Below are 20,415 nucleotides of genomic sequence, written 5' to 3' on the forward strand. Positions count from 1 at the left end.
ACCCCAACCCTCCCCCGCAAGCGGGAGAGGGAGCCCGCTGCCGATGTCGCCGCATCGTGCACCCATATGCGATTGCCCTACCCTGGAGGGGGAGGGTAAGAGCGGCGAACCTCATCTTCATTTCCGCGACTAATTCAACGGGCGGCATCGCGCCGTCCGCTGCGGCATCTTTGGCCCTTGCCCGCCCATGGCCGGCCGCGACCGCTTCTGCTATCGATGAAGGCCTTGCGGCCAACCGGAATGACCCATGCGTCCATTGCCTGCGCGTTGCTTTTTCCAAAAACTCGTTGCACTCGCCGGACTGCTGATGCTGTCCGCCCAGCCCGCGCCTGCCGCCGATGAGCCCAAGGATGCGCCCAAGGGGCCGGCGGTCACGGTGCTGAAGGCGGCAAAATCCTGTTTCTCGGACATCGTCGAAGCCACCGGCACGATCGTCGCACGCGAGGAGACCTCGGTGCGGCCGGAGCGGCCGGGGCTCAAGGTGACGGAGGTGCTGGCGGAAGCCGGCGACACCACCACGGCCGGCCAGTTGCTGGCACGGCTGGCGCTGCCCGAAGGCGGCACGCTCCAGGTCGCAGCGCCGGTGGCCGGCATCATCGCCACGTCGACGGCGCAGATCGGCGGACTCGCCTCGGCCAAGGGCGAGGCGCTGTTCACGATCGTGGCGCGCAGCGAATATGATCTCGTCGGCCTGGTGGCGACCAGCGACATCAGGAGGCTTGCGGTCAATCAGCCGGCGACCGTGCGCATCGCCGGCGCGGGCGATATGGACGGCAAGGTGCGCCGCATCGGGCCGACGGTCGAGCCGAACATTCAGCAGGGCCTGGTCTATATCGGCATCTCGTCGCAGAAGCGGCTGCTGCTGAACGCAAGCGGACGCGCGCTGATCAAGACCGGGCAGAGCTGCAACGTCGCGGTGCCGCTGACCTCCGTGCAATATTCGTCCGCCGGCACCGTGGTGCAGGTGATCCGCCGCAATCGCGTCGAGACCAAGCGCGTCGAGGTCGGACTGATGTCGGGCGGCAATATCGAGGTCCGTGACGGCCTCAACGAAGGCGACATCGTCGTCGCCCGCGCCGGCGCGCTGCTGCGCGAAGGCGATCCGGTGCGCCCGGTGATGGCGAGCGCGGAAGCGGTGAAGTAGTCAACTCCGATCGTCATTGCGAGCGCAGCGAAGCAATCCAGAATCTTTCCGCGGAGGGACTCTGGATTGCTTCGCTGCGCTCGCAATGATGATGTGGGGGCAGATGTGCGCCAGGCACATCGTTCGTAGGGTGGGGTTGGCTCTGCGGCTGCGCGAAGCGCAATCCGCTGGCGTAACCCATCTCTTTTCTTTGTGCGTAGAGAGAAGTGGTGGGTTACGCTTCGCTAACCCACCCTACCAAGCAAGAACTAGCCGCCGGCCTCACTGAGGCGGACGTCTTCGAGCAGCGACGAGGACACGGTCGGGACCTGGTCGCCTTCGGAGGCGCGGGAGATGGCGACGCGGGTCTTGTTGAAGACGCTTTCGGCGCTGGCCTGGGCATCGAGGTTGTTGAGAAGCTCGCTGACCAGCGTGCTGTGCTCGCCCTTGCCGTCGTCGGCGACCTTGCCGGGCGACGCCGAGGAGAGGATCAGCGCATTGTCGGGCGTGCCGATCGGCGCCAGGCCGTGGCTGTAGGAACGGAAGCGGCGCTCATAGGGATTGCGGCGGGAGGCATCGACGACGACGAGCTTGGCCTTGGCGCCCTGCTCCTTCATCATCTCGAGCACGCCGTCGATGGAGACGCCGTGGCGGCGGACGTCGCTCTCTTTCCAGATCACGGCATCGACCGGCAGCATGTAGCTCTCGCGGCCGGCCTGCACGCCATAGCCGCCGAAGAACAGCATGACCACGGTATCGTGCTTGATCCGGGACTTCAGGCGGTTGACGGCGCGAACCATGTCGTCCTTGCTGGCGTCTTCCACCATGTCGACGTCAAAACCGTTCTTGCGCAGCGCCGAGGACAGCGCGCGGGCATCGTTGATCGACTGCGTCAGCGGCGCGCTGGCGTCGGGATAGTGGCCATTGCCGATGACCAGCGCCAGACGCGAGGCATGGCCGATCGAGCCCGTGATCTGGTCGGTGGTGACGGCCCTGGCGGCATCGATTGCACGCATGTTGAGCGCAGCATGGGCGCCGATCGCCAGCGACACCGTGCCGATGAGGGCCGCGGCGACCGCAATCGTGCGTCGTGAGAGATCGAGCTGCCTTACATTCATCTCGGTTCGTTCCTGTCAGTGCCAAAGACCAGCCAAGCGCGCGCACACTGCTTGAGTAGCGCGATGGCGGCTTTTGGTTTGAGGGATTGGCCGGGGATGTGCCCCCGAATTGCGCGCAATTTGCGGCGCCGCACCAAACAAACCCTTAACCGGATATAGGTCCCCCGGCAAGAGATTGCCCAAAATTTGAACTAAGTAGCTGAACCCATTAGCCAATCCAACGCCCGCAATCTGCATATTTTTTCATCGCCACCCCCTTGTCATCGCCCTCATCATGCAGTCCTCGTGCCGGATTTTCCGTGACCCTCGTCACATTTGAATTTCCTGCGAATCCGGGTAGTTTTTTCAAAGACTTGCGGGGGCGGCGTGCAGCTGGGAGCATGCCGGCCGGCCCTCGGCCAAGGCCCCGCGACCAGGTATTTCATGAGCTTTCATTATTTTGCCAGCGCCGCCTGCCGGGCGCTGACGGCGCGCAAGGACGGCCCCTCGCTTTACGACGTCTGCGATCCCGTATTGTCGGGCCGAGCCAGCGGCGATCCGCATCTGGCCAAATTCTACAAGACCGCGCTCGGCAATCCCGCCCTGCGGGTGCTGCTGCGCCGTGCCGGACTGCCCGAACTGCGTGACGAGGCCAAGCTGAGGCGGCTGCGCGAGGCGCTGGTCCGCGTCCGCGACGATGCCGAGCCCGACTGGGCAATCGCCGGCCAGCCCGTCGCCGACCTCGTCGACACCATCGCGCTCGGTCATCCCAAGCCGCCGCCAGCGCCCTTTGTCGGCGCCATGCCGGCACAGGCGCAGATCGACAGCGTGATCCACGACTGCGCACAGCACCTGCTGGGTTCCTATCGCCGCAACGACTTCCTGCCGACCTATGCCGCCTTCAACCTGATCGGCGATCCCGACTTCCGCGGGCGCGAGCTGATCATGGCGCTGACCGGCTTGAACGCGCGCGGCTACAAGAATTCGTCGCTGCTGTTCAACCTCGCCCGCGTCTTCATCGCGCGCTCGCCCGCGCGCGCCGTCGTCAATCCGCCCTGGAAGGGCATTGCCGAACCGATGTGGGAGCCGGTGCAGATCCGCCACCGCTCGGCCTATTACGACGCATTCTTCATCGAAGCGCTGCTCGGCTATGTCGAGACCGGGCTCGCCTCGCCCACCGACGCGATCGCGGCGAAGCGCGCCATTGCCGCCATGGTCGATTTCTGCGTCAACATCAGCCGCGAAGAGGTTCAGGGCAGCGACGGCGCGCGCTTTGACGTCATCACCGCGCTGGCGCCGGCGCCGCATCCGCGATTTTACCGCTTTTTCGCCCAGATCAAGCAGGAGCTCGGCTTCGGCGTCTACGTGCCGGATTGCGACACCACGGCCTGCTCGATCTCCGCGGCGACCCAGGCCGGCTGCACCGATCCGATTCTCGACCAGCCGCTCTTGGATTTCTATGCCGGTTATCAGGTGCGCGCGGGCGTGAACGAGCCGCGCGTGACCGTGCCGCTCAACGACAATATCGACTACGAAGGCGGCGTTGCCACCTGGATCGACAATCTCGGGGGCGAGCGGCCCTATGGCAACGATCTCGATCCGACGCTCAATCTCGACATTCTCGAGGTGAGCTTTCGCAACCTCTCGCGCTGGAAGGTCTTGGAGACGCCGGCGCGGCTTGCGACCGTGCATCGCATCATCGGCTTTCAGAAGCGGCTGGCCGCAAGCGGCGCCTTCGCCAATCCGCGCTCGCACATCTACTATCTGCCGGAACTCTACAGCGCCTATTTCGGCCGCTGCTATGCCGCGTTCCTGGCGCTGCCGCTCGCAGCGCAGGCCGCGATCGACCCCGACGGCGCCTTCGATTTCATCCGTCACCGCGTGCTTTCCTACGTTCAGGGCGAGCTGATGGCCGCCGAGATGAACGTGTTTGACGCGGCGCTGGCTCTGATCGCACTCGGTCATCTCGGCGCCGACCCGCGTGCCTTTGCGCCGGCGCTGAACGTGATCGTCGCTAGCCTCGGCGAGGGCGGCCGACGCGGCCCGTTCCGCGCCTATGAGTGGAACAAGATGAAGACGCCGACGCGAATTTTGGTGGGCGGGCCGGAGGTGACATCGGCGTTCGTGCTGATGGGACTGGCAGTGGCGCGGCGGGCGATGATGGGGCGGGGGTAGCTGCCTCTTACCCTCCCCTGGAGGGGTCCGAGACGAGCGTAGCTTGCTCGTGGGTCGGCTCGCGATCGAGCAAAGCGAGATTGCGTGACGGGGTGGGGTGATCTCTCCACTCGGGCACTGTTCGTCGCGGAGGGACCGTCACCCCACCCCGCTCGCGCTGCGCGCGATCGACCCTCCCCTCCAGGGGAGGGTAAGTACGTCCGTGACGCAATGACGGGAAGTTGAAAGCCTGTCTGTGAGGCAGGCGCTGGCCGGGCGGCCCAAAGCCGACCACAATTGCGGGGCTTATCGAGATTTTCTTCACACGCGGACCGGCATGTTGCGAAAATTCCTGATTGCGCTGTCACTGCTCGCCTTATCTTTGCCCGGCTTGCCGTCGCTGGCGCAGGCCGCCGACATCACCGGGACCGCAAAGGTCCGCGACGGCGATTCTGTCCTGATCGGCAACAATCGGATCCGGCTCGGCGGCATCGATGCGCCGTCGTCCGATCAGCTCTGCCTCAACACCAAGGGCGAGCGCTGGACCTGCGGCGCGGCTGCGCGCGACGAGCTCGCCAAGTACACCGAGGGCAAGAACTGGGTCTGTCATGCCCGCGCGATCGACCGGCGCGGCCGCACCGTGGCCCGCTGCGAGGTCGGCGGCGAGGATATCCAGAAATGGCTGGTGCGGAGCGGCTGGGCGCTCGCCTACGCCCGCATGTCCCACGACTACGATGCCGACGAGGCTGCCGCGCGCGAGGCAAAGGCTGGGATGTGGCAGGGCGCCTTCATCGCGCCATGGGACTGGCGCGTGCGCAACAAGAAGACCACCATCCTGGGCGCCACCAAGCCGCCTGATGGCGCGCATTCGGTGCTGCTCGCCTCGGCCTCGGGGCCGGTCGCGCCCTCGCCCGACTGCACCATCAAGGGCAACGTCAACAGCGCCGGCGAATGCATCTACCACACCCCGAACAGCCGCTGGTACACCCAGATCAAGATGAAGATCAGCAAGGGCACCCGCTGGTTCTGCTCGGTCGATGAGGCGGAGGCCGCCGGCTGCCGCGAGACGAAGCGATAACCCACCTCAGACCTGCGTTTTGCGTGCTTTTCTTGGGCGCCTCCAACGCGTAGAAACATAAGTCATCAATCCTCCAGACCGTCTTCACGACACAAGGACCAACAGCAATGACCGTTCGCGCGGGCCGGGAATTTCTGGCCATCCCCGGGCCCACCACCATGCCCGACGAGGTGCTGCAGGCGATGCATCGTCCGGCGATCGACATCTACTCCAAGCAGATGACCGATCTGACCGAGAGCCTGCTTCGCGACATTTCGAATCTGTTTGCGACCAAGGGCAAGTCCTACATCTACATCGCCAACGGCCACGGCGCCTGGGAAGCGGCGCTGAGCAACGTGCTGTCGCGCGGCGACAAGGTGCTGGTGCTGGAGAGCGGGCGGTTCGCGATCGGCTGGGGCCATGCGGCGGCGCTGATGGGCGCCGAGGTCGAGGTGCTCAAGGGCGACTGGCGCCGCGCGGTGCGGCCGCACGAGGTCGAAGAGCGCTTGCGCCGCGACAAGGAGCACACGATCAAGGCCGTCGTCGTCGTCCAGGTCGACACCGCATCGGGCGTGCAGAACGACATCGAGGCGATCGGCAAGGCGATCCAGGCGAGCGGACATCCGGCGCTGTACATGGTCGACACCGTTGCCTCGCTCGGCTGCATGCCGTTCGAGATGGACAAATGGGGCATCGACGTCGCGATGTCCGGCTCGCAGAAGGGCCTGATGACGCCGCCCGGCCTCGGTTTCGTCGCCGCCAATGCGCGCGCGCTGGAAGTACACAAGACGGCCAACATGAGCACGCCCTATTGGAGCTGGAGCGAGCGCGAGGGCGGCGAGCACTATCGCAAATATGCCGGCACCGCGCCGGTGCATCTGCTGTTCGCGCTGCGCCAGGCGATCGACCTGTTGCACGAGGAAGGGCTGGAGAACGCCTTCCGCCGCCACAGCCTGCTCAGCGAAGCAGCGCGCCGCGCTGTTGCCATGTGGTCGAAAGGCCAGGTGCTCGGCTTCAATGTCGCCGAAGCCAGCGAGCGCTCCAACACCGTCACCACGGTGACCATGAGCAACGGCCATGATCCGGCGCTTCTGCAACGTTATTGCAAGGAGAAGTGCGGTGTGGTGCTCGGCACCGGCATCGGCGATCTCTCCGGCCAGGCTTTTCGCATCGCCCATATGGGCCATGTGAATGCGCCAATGCTGCTCGGCACGCTCGGCGTCATCGAGATCGGGTTGAATGCGCTGAAGATCCCGCACGGCAAGGGCGGCCTCGAGGCCGCGGTGTCGTATCTCGGCGAAGAGGTGGCAGTGTAACTCAGCACTCCGCTGTCGTCCCGGACAAGCGCAATCTGGCAACGCGTAGCGTTGTCAGACGGAGCGCCGATCCGGGACCCATAACCACAGGATGTCGTTTGGCGAAGACTCGGAGTTATCAGCTCGCGTCATAACTACTTCCTGTGGTTATGGGTCCCGGATCGGCGCGCGCTTGAGGGCGCGCTTGTCCGGGACGACATCGCTACGGCTGATTTATCCGATACGCCTCGACATGCTCTTTCAGCGCATCGAGTGACGTGAGCGCCGTCTTTGGATCGACCCGGTATTGCCCGCTCGCCAGCCACGCCAACACCTTCGCATCGACCGCCGGCGAATGGTGTATGACGTCGCCGTAATTGCCGAGGTCGTGGGTCACCTCCCTGATCGCGCGGAAATCGTGGAGGCGCACATTGGGAAGCTGCGTCAGGCGCTGCGCAATCAGGGCCGTGAGATCGTAGACGATCTTCAGTGTCGCCGGTGAGGCTTCGCGCATGGCGACGAATTGCAGGATCGAATAGGGCGGGAAGTAGATGTCGAAGGTCACGTCCGGACGGCGCGCGATCAGCCCGACCGCGTCGCGCTCGAAATGCCGCACCATGGCGTCATAACCATAGCCTTCGCCGAGAAAGCGGCTGCGCACGGGATCGGTGATATAGGCGAAGGCGGCAAATGATCGCCGTGCGTTGTAGGCGCGCGCAAGGTCGAAGTCCCGCGGCAGCGCGTAGATGTCGTCGACATCGGACAGTGCAAACTTGACCGGGAGAAACGGCGCCGCCGCGGTCAGCGGCTGCCGCAGCGGCGGAATCGATCGCACCACCGCGAACAAGGATTCCTTTGCCATCGCGGCGCTGAACAGATAGCTCGCGATCCCCTTTGTCGTCCCGCGATAGAGATCGGCCGACAGATAGGGATCGGCGTCGATGTCGGGCGCATCAACGAAGATCCAGTCGTCCATTTCCCAGATCACGCGCCGAGCGCCGCGGCCGATCGCATGCTCCAGCACAAATCCCTGCTGGCGTGAATTGGACCCAGTCATCGCCAGCTTGAGCGAATGAACGCCAAGCGCGCGGTCGATGTCGCTCTGGCGGAAATGGATCGCGAGCGATGAACCGATGAACGCCGTGTCGAACGACTGGCTGCGAATCAGCCCGGCATTCTGAACGCGCGTGTCGTCGGAATAGAAGGCCGCGACGAGGCGCGATGGACGCAGCAGCTGCAGCGGGTCGACGACGAAGGTGAGCGCAGCCGCGCCCAGCACGCACACCGCGCTGGCGAGGAGAAGACGGTTCAAATTGGTGAAGGTGCCCCGCATCAGAACCGGAAATAGATGAATTCGCTGTGGCTCTGGATGCCGAGAATTCCGAACGCGAGCACTAGTGACGCGCCATAAAGAAACAGCGGCCGCATCCGTCCTGCCCGCAAGTCGTCGCCGACGCTGCGATTGCGGTGATCGTAGCCCATGATCTCTTGCGTATTCGGCGCCAGCCACACCAGCGCAGCATAGATCGATACCATGACGAGGGCCACGATCTCCTCGCGGCCGAAGGCAATGTTCGAAGGCTCCGCCATGGCGCCGATAACTCGCATCGCCCAATCGACCCGTTCGGCGCGGAAGAACACCCAGGCGACGACGACGGCGACGAAAGTCAGCACGGCCCCCGCGACGCAGGCTGGGCGCGCAAGGGGCGACGGGATGTTGGGCAACAGCGCATTGAAGGCGTGATTGATGCAGAGATAGGCGCCGTGCAGCGCGCCCCACACGACGAAGGTCCAGGCCGCGCCGTGCCAGAGCCCGCCGAGCAGCATCGTGAGCATCAAATTGATATAGCGCAGCGCGCGGCCGCGGCGGTTGCCGCCGAGCGGGACGTAGAGATAGTCGCGCAAAAATTGCGACAGCGTCATGTGCCAGCGGCGCCAGAACTCGACGATGCTGGTGGCCTTGTAGGGCGAGTTGAAGTTGATGGGCAGGAAGATACCGAACATCAGCGATATGCCGATCGCCATGTCGGAATAGCCGGAGAAATCGAAATAGAGTTGAAACGTGTAGGCGAGAGCGCCGAGCCATGCCTGGTCGAAGCTCGGCGAACGCGCGTCGAAGGCGAGCGCGACCAGGGGCTGGATGCCGTCGGCGAGGCAGGTCTTCTTGAACAGGCCGATCGCGAAGATGATCATGCCGCACAGGATCAGATGCGGGTCGGGATGCTCCGGCTTTTCCCGCTCGAATTGCGGGATCATGTCCTTGTGATGGAGGATCGGTCCGGCAATCAGATGCGGGAAGTAGGTCACGAACAGCGCGTAGTGCGGCAGCGCATAGGCCGCGACCTGGCCGCGATAAGCATCGACCAGGAACGCGATCTGGGTGAATGTGTAGAAGGAAATGCCGACCGGCAGCAGGATGTGGACCGCGACATGAGTGCCGAGCAGCGCATTGAGATTGTCGGCGGCGAAGCCGGCATATTTGAAGATGCCGAGCACGAGCAGATCGCCGGCAACGCCCAGGGCAAGTGCCACCCGGCGCTGCGAGGGGATGACTTCCGCCGCGATCAGGAGATAGCCGACGCCATAGTTGAAGGCGATCGAGGCCAGCAACAAGCCTGCGAATTGCCAATTACCGATGGCGTAAAAGGCGAGCGAGGCGGCCGTCAGCCAGATTACCTGGGTCAGATTGCTGCGTCGCCCGAGCCAGAAGTACCCGACCAGCACGGCCGGCAGGAACAGCAAGATGAACGGATAGGAATTGAACAGCATCAGGCTGGACCGGCGGCGGGGACATGCCCCTAAAGCATACAAGAGACCCATCAACAACCCGGCGACTTGGCGCAGTCCTCGGCACAGCCGCGCTGGCAATTCGCGCGCTCGTCGCCATATTATGCGCGACCTGCCGCCTCCTACGGCCGTCATCGCCGGGCTTGACCCGGCAATCCATCGCTTACGGAATCGTCTTTGATGGATGCGCTGGTCAAGCCCGCGCATGAGGAGCTGGGGCCCGGCGAGACGCAACGAGGACCGAGTGACACAAGCCAAAACGCCTTCCCAGCCCCCAATCGCCCCGCGCCGGCCGCATTCCTTCACGCGGCACGGCATCACCGTGAGCGACGACTATGCCTGGCTGAAGGACGACAAATGGCAGGAGGTGCTGCGCGATCCCGGCGTGCTCGATCCCGACATCCGCAAATACCTTGACGAAGAGAACGTCTACACAGAGAGCCTGCTCGGCCACACCGGAGCGCTGCAAAAGACGCTGGTCCGCGAGATGCGCGGGCGTATCAAGGAGGACGATTCCAGCGTGCCGTCGCCGGATGGCCAGTTCGCCTACTTTCGCAAATTCCGGGAGGGCGGGCAGCATGAATTGTTCGGCCGCATGCCGCGCGACGGCGGCGATGGCCATATCGTGCTCGACGGCGATGCGCTTGCAAAAGACCACAAATATTTCAAGTTCGGCGGCAGCCGGCACTCGCCCGACCACAAGCTGCAAGCCTGGAGCGCAGACACCAAGGGCTCGGAATATTTCTCGATCCGGGTGCGCGATTGGGCGACGGGCAAGGATGTTGACGATGTCGTCGAGGAGACCGACGGCGGCATGGTCTGGAGTAAGGATTGCAAAAGCTTCTTCTATGTGAAGCTCGACGACAATCACCGGCCGATGCAGGTGTGGCGGCACCGGCTCGGCACCAGGCAGGCCGACGACACCATGGTCTATGAGGAGCAGGATTCTGGCTGGTTCACCCATCTGCACGAGAGCACCAGTGGCCGCTTCTGCGTGATCGCCGGCGGCGACCACGAGACGTCGGAGCAGCGGCTGATCGATCTCGAACATCCCGAGGCGCCGCCGCGGCTGGTCGCAGCGCGCGAGGACGGCGTGCAATATTCGCTTGGCGACCGCGGCGATGAACTCTTCATCCTCACCAATGCCGACGACGCCATCGACTTCAAGATCGTCACGGCGCCGCTCGCCTCTCCCGAGCGCAAGAACTGGCGCGATTTGATTCCGTACCGCCCCGGCATCTACATCATCGATTTCGATCTCTATGCCGGTCACCTGGTGCGGCTGGAGCGCGCCAATGCGCTGCCGGCAATCGTGATCCGCGACCTCGCTGACAACGAGGAGCACGCGATCGCCTTCGACGAAGCGGCCTATTCGCTCGACACGATGGGCTCCTACGAATTCGACACGACGAATTTACGCTTCGCCTATTCGTCGATGACGACGCCGTCGGAAGTCTATGACTACGACATGGCCAAGCGCACGCGCACCTTGCGCAAGCGCCAGGAGATTCCCTCCGGCCACAATGCCGCCGACTACGTCACCACGCGCATCATGGCGAAGGCACAGGACGGCGCCGAGGTGCCGGTGTCGATCCTGTATCGGCGCGGGATCAAGCTCGACGGCTCGGCGCCGCTGCTGCTCTACGGCTACGGCTCCTACGGCATGGCGATGCCGGCCTCTTTCAATGCCAACCGTCTGTCGCTGGTCGATCGCGGCTTCGTTTACGCCATCGCCCATATCCGCGGCGGTGCCGACAAGGGCTGGGGCTGGTATCTCGATGGCAAGCGCGAGAAGAAGACCAACAGCTTTGACGATTTCGCCGCCAGCGCACGCGCGCTGATCGCTGCGAACTACACCAGCGCAAAGCGCATCGTCGGCCATGGCGGCTCGGCCGGCGGCATGCTGATGGGCGCGGTCGTCAACCGTGCCGGCGAATTGTTCGCCGGCATCGTCGCCGAGGTGCCGTTCGTCGACGTGCTCAACACCATGCTCGACGACACCTTGCCGTTGACGCCGCCGGAATGGCCGGAGTGGGGTAACCCGATCGAGAGCCAGAAGGATTTCGAGACGATCCTGTCCTACTCGCCTTACGACAATGTCGCGGCGAAAGAGTATCCGGCGATCCTGGCGATGGGCGGCTTGACCGACCCGCGCGTGACCTATTGGGAGCCGGCGAAATGGATCGCGCGCCTGCGCGCCACCATGCGCGGCGGCGGCCCGGTCCTGCTCCGCACCAACATGGGCGCCGGCCACGGCGGCGCGTCGGGGCGCTTCAACCGGCTCGACGAAGTCGCGGTCGTGTATGCGTTTGCGCTGTGGGCAGCGGGGATGGCGGAGGCGTAACTTGTAGATCCTATGGGGTGGCAGGTGGTCAGGGGTAAATTGAGTTTGTGACCACCAACTCACCCTGGAGGATCAACGATGCGTACTGATCACACTGACGCACCCGCCGGAAGCGAGTATGCCACGATTTACTTGGCTTTCGAACTGAGCAAAGCGAAGTGGCAGCTGGGGATAATGATGCCGGGCGCCGAGAAGATGAGTCGTTACCGGATCGCGGCGCTCCATCCGGGCTACGGGTCCGCATCGGGTCTATCTTCCCTTCGCCTTCCGCCAGGCCGCAAAATCGGTCAGCGTCTGCGGATCGGTGGCGGGATAGAGGCCGAAGATGCCGCGGCCCTTGTTCACTTCCTCGGTGACGAAATCCTCGAACGCAGTCATCTCGAAGGTTTCATTGGCGATCTCATCGGCGAGATGGGCGGGGATCACGATGACGCCGTCGGCATCGCCGAGAATGACGTCGCCGGGAAACACCGGCGCGTCGCCGCAACCGATCGGGGCGTTGATCTCGATGGCGTGGTGCAGCGTCAGGTTGGTCGGCGCGCTCGGGCGGTGGTGGAAGGCGGGGAAGCCGAGCTTGGCGATCTCAGCGGAATCGCGAAAGCCGCCGTCGGTGACGACGCCGGCGACGCCGCGCTTCATCAGCCGCGTTACCAAGATCGCGCCGGCGGAGGCCGCGCGCGCGTCCTTCCGGCTGTCCATCACCAGCACACTGCCTGCCGGGCAATCCTCGACTGCCTTGCGCTGCGGATGGCCGCGATCGCGAAACACCTCGATAGTGTTGAGGTCCTCGCGCGCCGGCATGTAGCGCAGCGTGAAGGCCTCGCCGACCATGGTCGGCTGGTCCGGGCCGAGCGGGTGCACATCCTGGATCATCTGGATGCGCAGGCCGCGCTTGAACAATGCAGTGGCGACGGTGGCGGTTGAGACGGTCTTGAGCTTATTGCGGGTAGCTTCGGTGAGTTTGGTCATGGTGTACCCTCTCTTGTCATTCCGGGGGCGCGCGCAGCGCGAGCTAAGATGCGCAATTGCGCATCTTAGAATCCATCGGGCCGCAAATGCCGCGGTGAAATGGGTTCCGGGCTCGATGCTTCGCATCGCCCCGGAACGACAGCGTCAGTAGATGGACGGCTCGCCTATCGGCGCGCCGAAATCGGTCTCCAGGAAGTCGAAGTCGCAGCCGTCATTGGCCTGCTTGATGTGCTTCGTGAACATCCAGCCATAGCCGCGCTCGAAGCGGCGCTCGGGCGCCTTCCAGGCGGCACGGCGCTTTGCGAGCTCGGCCTCCGATACGTCGAGATTGATGGTGCGCGCGGCGACGTCGAGCGTGATGCGGTCGCCGTTCTGCACCAGGGCGAGCGGACCGCCGACGTAAGACTCTGGCGCGACGTGAAGGATGCAGGCGCCGTAGCTGGTCCCGCTCATGCGCGCGTCCGAGATGCGCACCATGTCGCGCACGCCCTGCTTCACGAGATTGGTCGGGATCGGCAGCATGCCCCATTCCGGCATGCCCGGCCCGCCCTGCGGCCCCGCATTGCGCAGGATCAGAATGTGGTCGGCGGTGACATCGAGATTGGGATCGTCGACCGCCTTCTTCATCGACGGATAGTCGTCGAACACCAGCGCGGGTCCGGTGTGCTTGAGGAAACGCGTCTCGCAGGCGCTCGGCTTGATGACGCAGCCGTCGGGCGCGAGGTTGCCCTTGAGCACGGCGAGCGCGCCCTCCTTGTAGATGGGATTGTCGACTGAGCGGATCACGTCGTCATTATGCACTTCGGCGTGCGCGATGTTTTCCCCGAGAGTCGTTCCGGTGACGGTGATGCAATCGAGATGCAGATGCGGCTTGATCTGGCCCATCAGCGCCGGCAGGCCGCCGGCATAGAAGAAGTCCTCCATTAGATAAGCATCGCCGCTCGGTCGGACGTTGGCGATGACAGGCACCTTGCGGCTCGCGATCTCGAAATCATCGAGCCCGATGTCCTGGCCGGCGCGGCGGGCCTGGGCAATCAGATGGATGATCGCGTTGGTCGAACAGCCCATCGCCATGGCAACCACGATCGCATTCTCGAACGCCTTGCGCGTCTGGATCGCCTTCGGCGTCAGATCCTCCCAGACCATCTCGACGATGCGGCGGCCGCATTCCGAAGCCATGCGGATGTGGTTGGCGTCCGCGGCCGGAATCGAGGACGCGCCCGGCAGCGTCATGCCGATCGCTTCCGCGATGGCGGTCATGGTCGAGGCCGTGCCCATGGTCATGCAGGTGCCGTAGCTGCGGGCGATGCCGGCTTCGATATCGAGCCAGTCCTTGTCGGAGATCTTTCCGGCGCGCCGCTCGTCCCAATATTTCCAGCCGTCGGAACCCGAGCCCAGCGTTTTGCCCTTCCAGTTGCCGCGCAACATGGGACCTGCCGGCAGATAGATCGCTGGGATGTTCATCGAAGTGGCGCCGAGCAGCAGCGCCGGCGTGGTCTTGTCGCAGCCGCCCATCAGCACCACGCCGTCGACGGGATGGCTGCGCAGCAGCTCCTCGGCATCCATCGCCAGCAGATTGCGATAGAGCATCGTGGTCGGCTTGAGTAGCGATTCCGACAGCGACAGCGCCGGCAGTTCCAGCGGCAGGCCGCCGGCCATGAGGACGCCGCGCTTGACGTCGTCGACGCGCGACTTGAAATGCATGTGGCAGGGCTGGGCGTCCGACCAGGTGTTGAGGATCGCGATGATCGGGCGGTCCTTCCACTCCTCGGGCGCGTAACCCATCTGCATGGTGCGCGAGCGGTGGCCGAACGAGCGGAGATCGTCGGGCGCGAACCAGCGCGCGCTGCGGAGCTGGTCGGGTGTTTTCTTCCTGGTGGTCATTTTTCCTTGTCCGTCCGGGGATCCGCCCTGCTCTTCCCACAGGCGATCCATCCCTCGCAAGACGCCGGGGTGGTGGGAAACGGGTCTCTGCTATGCTCACAGACGTGCATATGTACCGGTGCAATGCAATAACGAGCCCGGCGGACTTGCGGCCGGTCGCGAAGCGCTTGCGGGCCGGGCGGAATCCGCGCAACAATTTCACATTGAAGCATCGAATCTCTCAACCGAATTGGACCTCCCATCGGGCTCGGAGGACTGGAATTTGGCCAACATCCTGATCGTGGATGACGATCCGGCCGTGCAGATGACGATCCGGCCGCGCCTGGAGGGTGCCGGTCATCACGTGACGGGCGCCCACGGCCGCAGTGGGCTGGCGCTGTTCGAGACCAGCCGGTTCGAGCTCTTGTTTATCGACATCTTCATGCCCGGAACGGACGGGTTGGAGACCATGCGCCGCGTCCGGGCGCAGCAGCCGGCTATTCCGATCATCGTCATTTCCGGCCGCTCGGTCACGCCGGATGCCTATGCCGAGCCGGACTTCCTGAAGATGGCGACCAAGCTCGGGGCGATAGCGAGCTTGCAGAAATCATTCCGGGCCGACGCACTGCTTGCGGCTGTCGACGGTTGCCTGGACGCGGGCAAGCCGGAGGGTTCCGATGTCAGCACCGGCCGCCGATGATGAGGACGTCCGTTCTGTTCCAGGCCAGAACAGGCGCGGCGATTCGAGCACCGATGCGAATATCGGCATGACCCTCGCCACGCGGCTGGCCATCGCGATGATCCTGCTGGTGGCGGTTACCGTGGCAGCGGTCGGCTGGCTGGGCTATCGCAACCTCACCCAAGCGGTCATTCCCCGGGTCCTGGAGCGCATCGAGGCCCAGTCGCGCCTGCGGGCCAACAATCTTGAATCCTACATTTCCGGAACTCGCGGCGATCTGGTCGGCTATCGCTCCGCCGCAGCCATCAATGGCCTGATCCGCGCTCACATCGGTGGCGGCATCGACGCCACTGACAACGTTTCGGAGCAAACCTGGCGCGAGCGCATTGCAGCGCGGCTCGCGGCCGAGATCGAGGCCAAACCCAGCTACGGACAGTTTCGAATCATCGGTCTTGACGACGACCAGCGCGAACTGGTCCGCGTCGATCGCTCCGGCCCCAATGGAGCGGTACGGATCGTCCCCAGCAGCGAACTGGAGCGCAAGAGCGAGCGAGCCTATTTTCAGGAAACAATTCGGTTGGCGCCGGGCGAAATTTACGTCTCGGCAGTCGATCTCGCCACCCGCCAGGGCGGAACAACGGCCCTTCACACCCCGACTTTGCGTGTCGCGACGCCGCTGTTCGCACCGGACGGCAAGCCGTTCGGCATCATCATCGCCAATATCGACATGCGTCCGGCACTCGACCGCGTCCGTTCGGCCGCGGGCTCGGGGGGAGAGATCTACGTCGTGAATTCGCACGGCGACTATCTCGTCCATCCCGATCGCGCGCAAGAATTCGGCTCGGTGCGAGGCCACCCCACCAATTGGCGCAACGACTTTCCATTTTTTGCCGGCCTGACCGGCACGCTGGAAGGATCCACGCAGCTTGTCACCGACGGGTCGGGCCGGCCGAGCGGCGCGGCGATCGCGCCGGCGCTGCTTGCGGGCAAGGAATGGGTCGCGATCATCGAGACTGTTCCTCCGTCGGTGTTCGGCCGCGTGCCGGCGGCCATTCAAAAGACGTCCTTGCTCGTCGGCGTGCTTGCCGTCCTCGCCGCGGCCTCACTCGCGGTGCTGCTGGCGCGCTCATTGACTCGCCCCATCGGGCGCCTGACCGCGGCGGTGGAGGCAATCGGCAGCGGACGCCCGGCGGACATTCCCGTCGATGCCAGCGGCGAGACCGGCGTATTGGCCCGGGCTTTTGCCCAGATGGTAGAAGAGACGCGGGCAAAAACTGCCGCTCTCGAACGCGAGGTCCAGGAGCATCGCCGCACCGAGGCCGCGCGAAGCCATCATGCGACGCGCGAGCGCTTGTTCAGCGCCGCTGTCGAATCATCCGACGATGCCATCGTGATGCAATCGCTCGATGCCGTCATCACGGGCTGGAATCCCGCCGCCGAACGCCTCTATGGCTATGCGGCTGACGAGGCGATCGGGAAATCCACCTCGATCATTGTCCCGCCCGACCGCCGCGAGCAAGGCAAGGTTATTTTGCGGCGGATCGCCCGGGGCGAGCCGATCGAACGCTTCGAGACGGTGCGCCTGCGCAAGGACGGCGCGCCGGTCGAGATCTCGCTCAGCCTCTCCCCGATCAGGGGGCCGTCGGGTGAGATCGTCGGCGCCTCCGGATCGGCCCGCAGCCTCACCGAGGCGCGGCGGACCGAGCGGGCGCTCCAGCAGCAGATCGAGGAGCGGCGGCAGATCTTTGACGCCTCGCAGGATCTGATCATGGTCATGGACTCGCACGGGCATATCGCGCAGATCAGCCCGAGCAGCGAAACCATTCTCGGCTACCGGCCGGAGGAGATGATCGGCCGCAGCGGCGCCGACTTCATTCATCCCGATCATCTGGAGAAATCCCGCGAGGAGATGCGGGCGATGCGGCGCGGCGATCACCCCAAGCTCGACGATACCCGCTGCTTCCACAAGAACGGGCATGAGGTCTGGCTATCCTGGCTGGGCAATTGGTCCGAGCCGGCCAAACGCTTCTTCTTCGTCGGGCGCGACATGACCGAGGCCCGGCTCGCGCAGGAATCCCTGCGCGAGAGCGAACGGCTTGCCCACGACATCGTCGAGACCGCGCTCGACGCCTTCGTCCAGACCGACGCGACCGGCAGAATCCTGAACTGGAACTCGCAAGCCGAGCAGCTGTTCGGCTGGCACCGCGACGAGGTGCTCGGCAAGAGCACGATCGACCTGATCGTCGCCCCCAGCGAACGCGAGCGGGTCAGGGCGGGTCTGCAACGCTTCCTGGAGTCCGGGCAGAGCAGCCCGCTCAACCGCCGCCGCGAACTCGTGGTCCGCCGCCGCGACGGCAAGGAGTTCAAGGCCGAGCTGAGCGTCACGGCGCTGAAGCGCCGTGACGGCCTCCTGTTCAACGTCTTCTACCGCGACCTCACCGACAAGATCGCGGCCGAAGAGCGGATCCGCCATGCCGAGAAGATGGAGGCGGTCGGCCAGCTCACCGGCGGGGTGGCGCACGATTTCAACAACATCCTCACCGTCATCACCGGAACGATCGAGATCCTGGCTGACGCGGTGGCCAAGGAGCCGGAACTTGCGGCGATCGCGAAGATGATCGACGAGGCCGCCGGGCGCGGCGCCGAGCTGACCCAGCACCTGCTTGCGTTTGCGCGCAAGCAGCCGCTGCAGCCGCGCGAGATCGACATCAACTCGCTGATCATCGACACCGCGAAGCTGTTGCGGCCGACGCTGGGCGAGCAGATCCAGATCGAATCCGTGTTCGAGGACGAGAGCTGCGTCGCGATCGTCGATCCTAATCAGCTGACAACCGCGCTCCTCAACCTCGCGCTCAACGCCCGCGACGCCATGCCCGGCGGCGGCAAGCTGATCGTCGAGACGGGCGCTGCCTATCTCGACGAGGTCTATGCCAGTATCAACGACATCTCGCCCGGGCATTACGTGCTGATCGCCGTGAGCGACACCGGCTCCGGCATCCCCACCAACATGTTGCCCAGGGTGTTCGACCCCTTCTTCACCTCGAAGGGGCCCGGCAAGGGCACCGGGCTCGGGCTCTCCATGGTCTACGGCTTCATCAAGCAGTCCGCGGGCCACATCAAGATCTACAGCGAGGAAGGTCACGGCACCACGATCAAGATGTATCTGCCGCCCGGCAAGACCGCCACCGCGGTCGCCGACGGCGTGACGCCGTCAACGGTCGAGGGCGGGCATGAGACGATCCTCGTGGTCGAGGACGACCGGCTGGTGCGCGACTACGTGCTGGCGCAGCTGCATTCGCTCGGCTACGTCACCTTGCAGGCCGCAAACGCCGCGGAGGCACTCGCGATCGTCGCCGCCGGAAAGCCGTTTGACCTGCTGTTCACCGACGTGATCATGCCCGGCAAGATGAATGGACGGCAGCTTGCTGACGAGCTGTTGAAGACGCGCCCCGATCTCAGGGTGGTCTTTACGTCCGGCTATACCGAGAATGCGATCATCCACCACGGTCGGCTGGATTCGGGCGTTCTGCTGCTGGCAAAGCCCTATCGCAAGTCGGATCTCGCACGGATCATCCACAAGGCGCTGAATGCGTGAGGCGAGCCCGTAGCCCGGATGGAGCGGTAGCGCAAGCCGGGACGTGTCCCGACGCAGATACAAGACCCGGATTACGCTACGAGGCTGGGCAAGAATTCGGTTTGCCCTTTGTACCGGGCTTTATTGGAAGACCGGGTGAATTTTAGCTCGGAGATGCGGCGTGAGGGTTTGTAGCGTGCTGACAATGGCTTTGAGGAGTGTCGGCAGTAACAGCGCCCAGTTTGCGGCGCGTTCGGCCAGATAGGACATGAGGCCGTCGAAGCCGAGGATGTTGAGCACGCGGGTGAGGTTGTAGCAGAGCGCCATCAGGCTCCATTCGCCGCGCACCTTGTCGAAGCCGCGGACGAGGAAGTGGCGGTAGCCGGCGCGGCATTTGAGGGTACCGAAGGGGTGTTCGGCGAGTTCGGCCCGGCGGCGCATTCGGCCGTCGGCGTCCTGCATCCGCGCGCGATGCCGTTCCAGCACGGCTTCATGCTCCCAGCGCTGGACGGTGCGCGTCGGTGTCTTGACGGAGACACAGCGCGCGCGCAGCGCGCAGGCGTCGCAATCGGACTTGCGGCTGACATACCGGATCTCAATCCGGTTGCCGTTGGTCTTGCGGCCGTCCGTCGGGCTGAGGAGCTTGCCGGCGGGACAGCGATAGACATTGGCTTCGGCGTCGTAGGCGAACGCTTCATGGCTGATACGATCCTGCGCTTCCAGCCGCGCGGTCCGCCTGGCTTGCGGAACATAGGCCACGATCCCGTTCTCCTCGCAGTCCTTGAGCGTATTGCCGTTGTAGTAGCCGGTATCGGCGAGGGCCGTCAGGGTCTCGACGCCAAGCTCGTCCTTTGCGGTTTTGGCCATGTCGTAAAGCTGACCGGTGTCGTTGCCGTCGTTGACGACCTCGCTCGCCGCGATCAGCTTGTGCTTGTCGTCGACGGCGATCTGAACGTTGTAGCCCGCCACCACCTGACCGTTCTTCGATAACAGGCGGGCGTCCTTGTCGGTTCGCGACAACTGCGTCTGGCCACTCTCTTCCAGCTGCGCCAGATCGGTCTTCAGGGTCGTGCGTTTGGCCATCAATCCGGCGACCTTCTGCGCGACGTCGCCGGTACCACCGCCCCCGCCTCCGTTCCCCTCCGGTCCCGCCGGCGGACGTTCCGCCTCCGCACTATCGTTGGCATCCAGCGCGGCGCCATAGGCTTCGATCTCCCGTTCGATCTCCGCCAGCCGCTTGGCAAGCTTGCGCTGCGTCTTGATGCTCCCCTTGCTCGCGTTGCCATCAAAAAACGCCCCGTCGATCGCCACGACCTCTCCGCCCAAAAGGTCGAGTTCGCGCATCAGCAGCACAAACTCCCGGTTCGTCGCCTTGAGCGCCTTCCAATTGTCCCGGCGGAAATTGGCAATGGTGCGATAGCCCGGCACCAATTGCTTCATCAGCCAGATCAGTTCGAGGTTGCGCCCGGCCTC

The 20,415-nt window shown here is 64.5% G+C and carries 13 protein-coding genes; 7 read left to right on the forward strand and 6 right to left on the reverse strand.

What is annotated here, in order from left to right:
* Nucleotides 1-247 precede the first annotated feature (247 nt).
* Nucleotides 248-1,144, forward strand: coding sequence for an HlyD family efflux transporter periplasmic adaptor subunit (locus IVA82_RS31050; protein ID WP_247387425.1), 897 nt, complete (start codon nt 248-250; stop codon nt 1,142-1,144).
* A gap of 248 nt (nt 1,145-1,392) precedes the next feature.
* Here IVA82_RS31050 and IVA82_RS31055 read toward each other — a convergent pair whose 3' ends face one another.
* Nucleotides 1,393-2,241, reverse strand: coding sequence for a caspase family protein (locus tag IVA82_RS31055; RefSeq protein WP_247387426.1), 849 nt, complete (start codon nt 2,239-2,241; stop codon nt 1,393-1,395).
* A 423-nt stretch (nt 2,242-2,664) separates the two neighbouring features.
* Between IVA82_RS31055 and IVA82_RS31060 the strand changes: the two genes are divergently transcribed.
* The 3 genes from IVA82_RS31060 to IVA82_RS31070 all read left to right on the forward strand — a co-directional run bounded on the left by IVA82_RS31060 (nt 2,665) and on the right by IVA82_RS31070 (nt 6,747).
* The gene (locus IVA82_RS31060) at nt 2,665-4,395 is read left to right on the forward strand and encodes a hypothetical protein (RefSeq protein WP_247387427.1); all 1,731 of its coding nucleotides are present in this window, start codon (nt 2,665-2,667) and stop codon (nt 4,393-4,395) included.
* Nucleotides 4,396-4,711: 316 nt separating this feature from the next.
* Nucleotides 4,712-5,452, forward strand: coding sequence for a thermonuclease family protein (locus IVA82_RS31065; RefSeq protein ID WP_247387428.1), 741 nt, complete (start codon nt 4,712-4,714; stop codon nt 5,450-5,452).
* Between the two features lie 107 nt (nt 5,453-5,559).
* Entirely contained in the window at nt 5,560-6,747 is a 1,188-nt protein-coding gene (locus tag IVA82_RS31070) for an aminotransferase class V-fold PLP-dependent enzyme (protein ID WP_247387429.1), read from the forward strand.
* 202 nt (nt 6,748-6,949) lie between these two features.
* On the opposite strand, the gene IVA82_RS31075 is transcribed toward IVA82_RS31070, so the two are convergent.
* Together IVA82_RS31075 and IVA82_RS31080 are read right to left on the reverse strand one after the other, a co-directional pair.
* On the reverse strand, nt 6,950-8,059 hold the full coding sequence (locus IVA82_RS31075) for a hypothetical protein (protein ID WP_247387430.1): 1,110 nt from the start codon (nt 8,057-8,059) through the stop codon (nt 6,950-6,952).
* Nucleotides 8,059-9,495, reverse strand: coding sequence for an MBOAT family O-acyltransferase (locus tag IVA82_RS31080; RefSeq protein WP_247387431.1), 1,437 nt, complete (start codon nt 9,493-9,495; stop codon nt 8,059-8,061). Before IVA82_RS31080 ends, IVA82_RS31075 begins: the two co-directional genes overlap by 1 nt.
* 262 nt (nt 9,496-9,757) lie before the next feature.
* On the opposite strand from IVA82_RS31080, the gene IVA82_RS31085 reads away from it, so the two are divergent.
* Entirely contained in the window at nt 9,758-11,857 is a 2,100-nt protein-coding gene (locus IVA82_RS31085; protein WP_247387432.1) for a S9 family peptidase, read from the forward strand.
* 249 nt (nt 11,858-12,106) lie between these two features.
* Here the strand turns inward: IVA82_RS31085 and IVA82_RS31090 are convergent, their stop codons facing one another.
* Together IVA82_RS31090 and araD are read right to left on the reverse strand one after the other, a co-directional pair.
* On the reverse strand, nt 12,107-12,826 hold the full coding sequence (locus tag IVA82_RS31090; protein ID WP_247389134.1) for a ribonuclease activity regulator RraA: 720 nt from the start codon (nt 12,824-12,826) through the stop codon (nt 12,107-12,109).
* 144 nt (nt 12,827-12,970) lie between these two features.
* The gene (araD, locus tag IVA82_RS31095) at nt 12,971-14,710 is read right to left on the reverse strand and encodes an L-arabinonate dehydratase (protein WP_247389135.1); all 1,740 of its coding nucleotides are present in this window, start codon (nt 14,708-14,710) and stop codon (nt 12,971-12,973) included.
* Nucleotides 14,711-14,972: 262 nt separating this feature from the next.
* Here araD and IVA82_RS31100 point away from each other — a divergent pair, with 262 nt between their 5' ends.
* Both IVA82_RS31100 and IVA82_RS31105 read left to right on the forward strand, forming a co-directional pair.
* Nucleotides 14,973-15,389 (forward strand): response regulator, encoded by a 417-nt coding sequence (locus tag IVA82_RS31100; protein ID WP_247389136.1) that lies wholly within the window; start codon nt 14,973-14,975, stop codon nt 15,387-15,389.
* Nucleotides 15,367-18,963, forward strand: coding sequence for a PAS domain S-box protein (locus IVA82_RS31105; protein WP_247389137.1), 3,597 nt, complete (start codon nt 15,367-15,369; stop codon nt 18,961-18,963). The genes IVA82_RS31100 and IVA82_RS31105 overlap by 23 nt, the downstream gene beginning before the upstream one ends.
* 120 nt (nt 18,964-19,083) lie before the next feature.
* Here IVA82_RS31105 and IVA82_RS31110 read toward each other — a convergent pair.
* Nucleotides 19,084-20,415, reverse strand: a 1,332-nt coding sequence (locus tag IVA82_RS31110) for an IS1182 family transposase (RefSeq protein ID WP_247493680.1), incomplete at its 5' end; no start/stop codon positions are given.

Origin of the sequence: Bradyrhizobium sp. 142, assembly GCF_023074015.1 — a bacterium.
Lineage (GTDB): Bacteria > Pseudomonadota > Alphaproteobacteria > Rhizobiales > Xanthobacteraceae > Bradyrhizobium.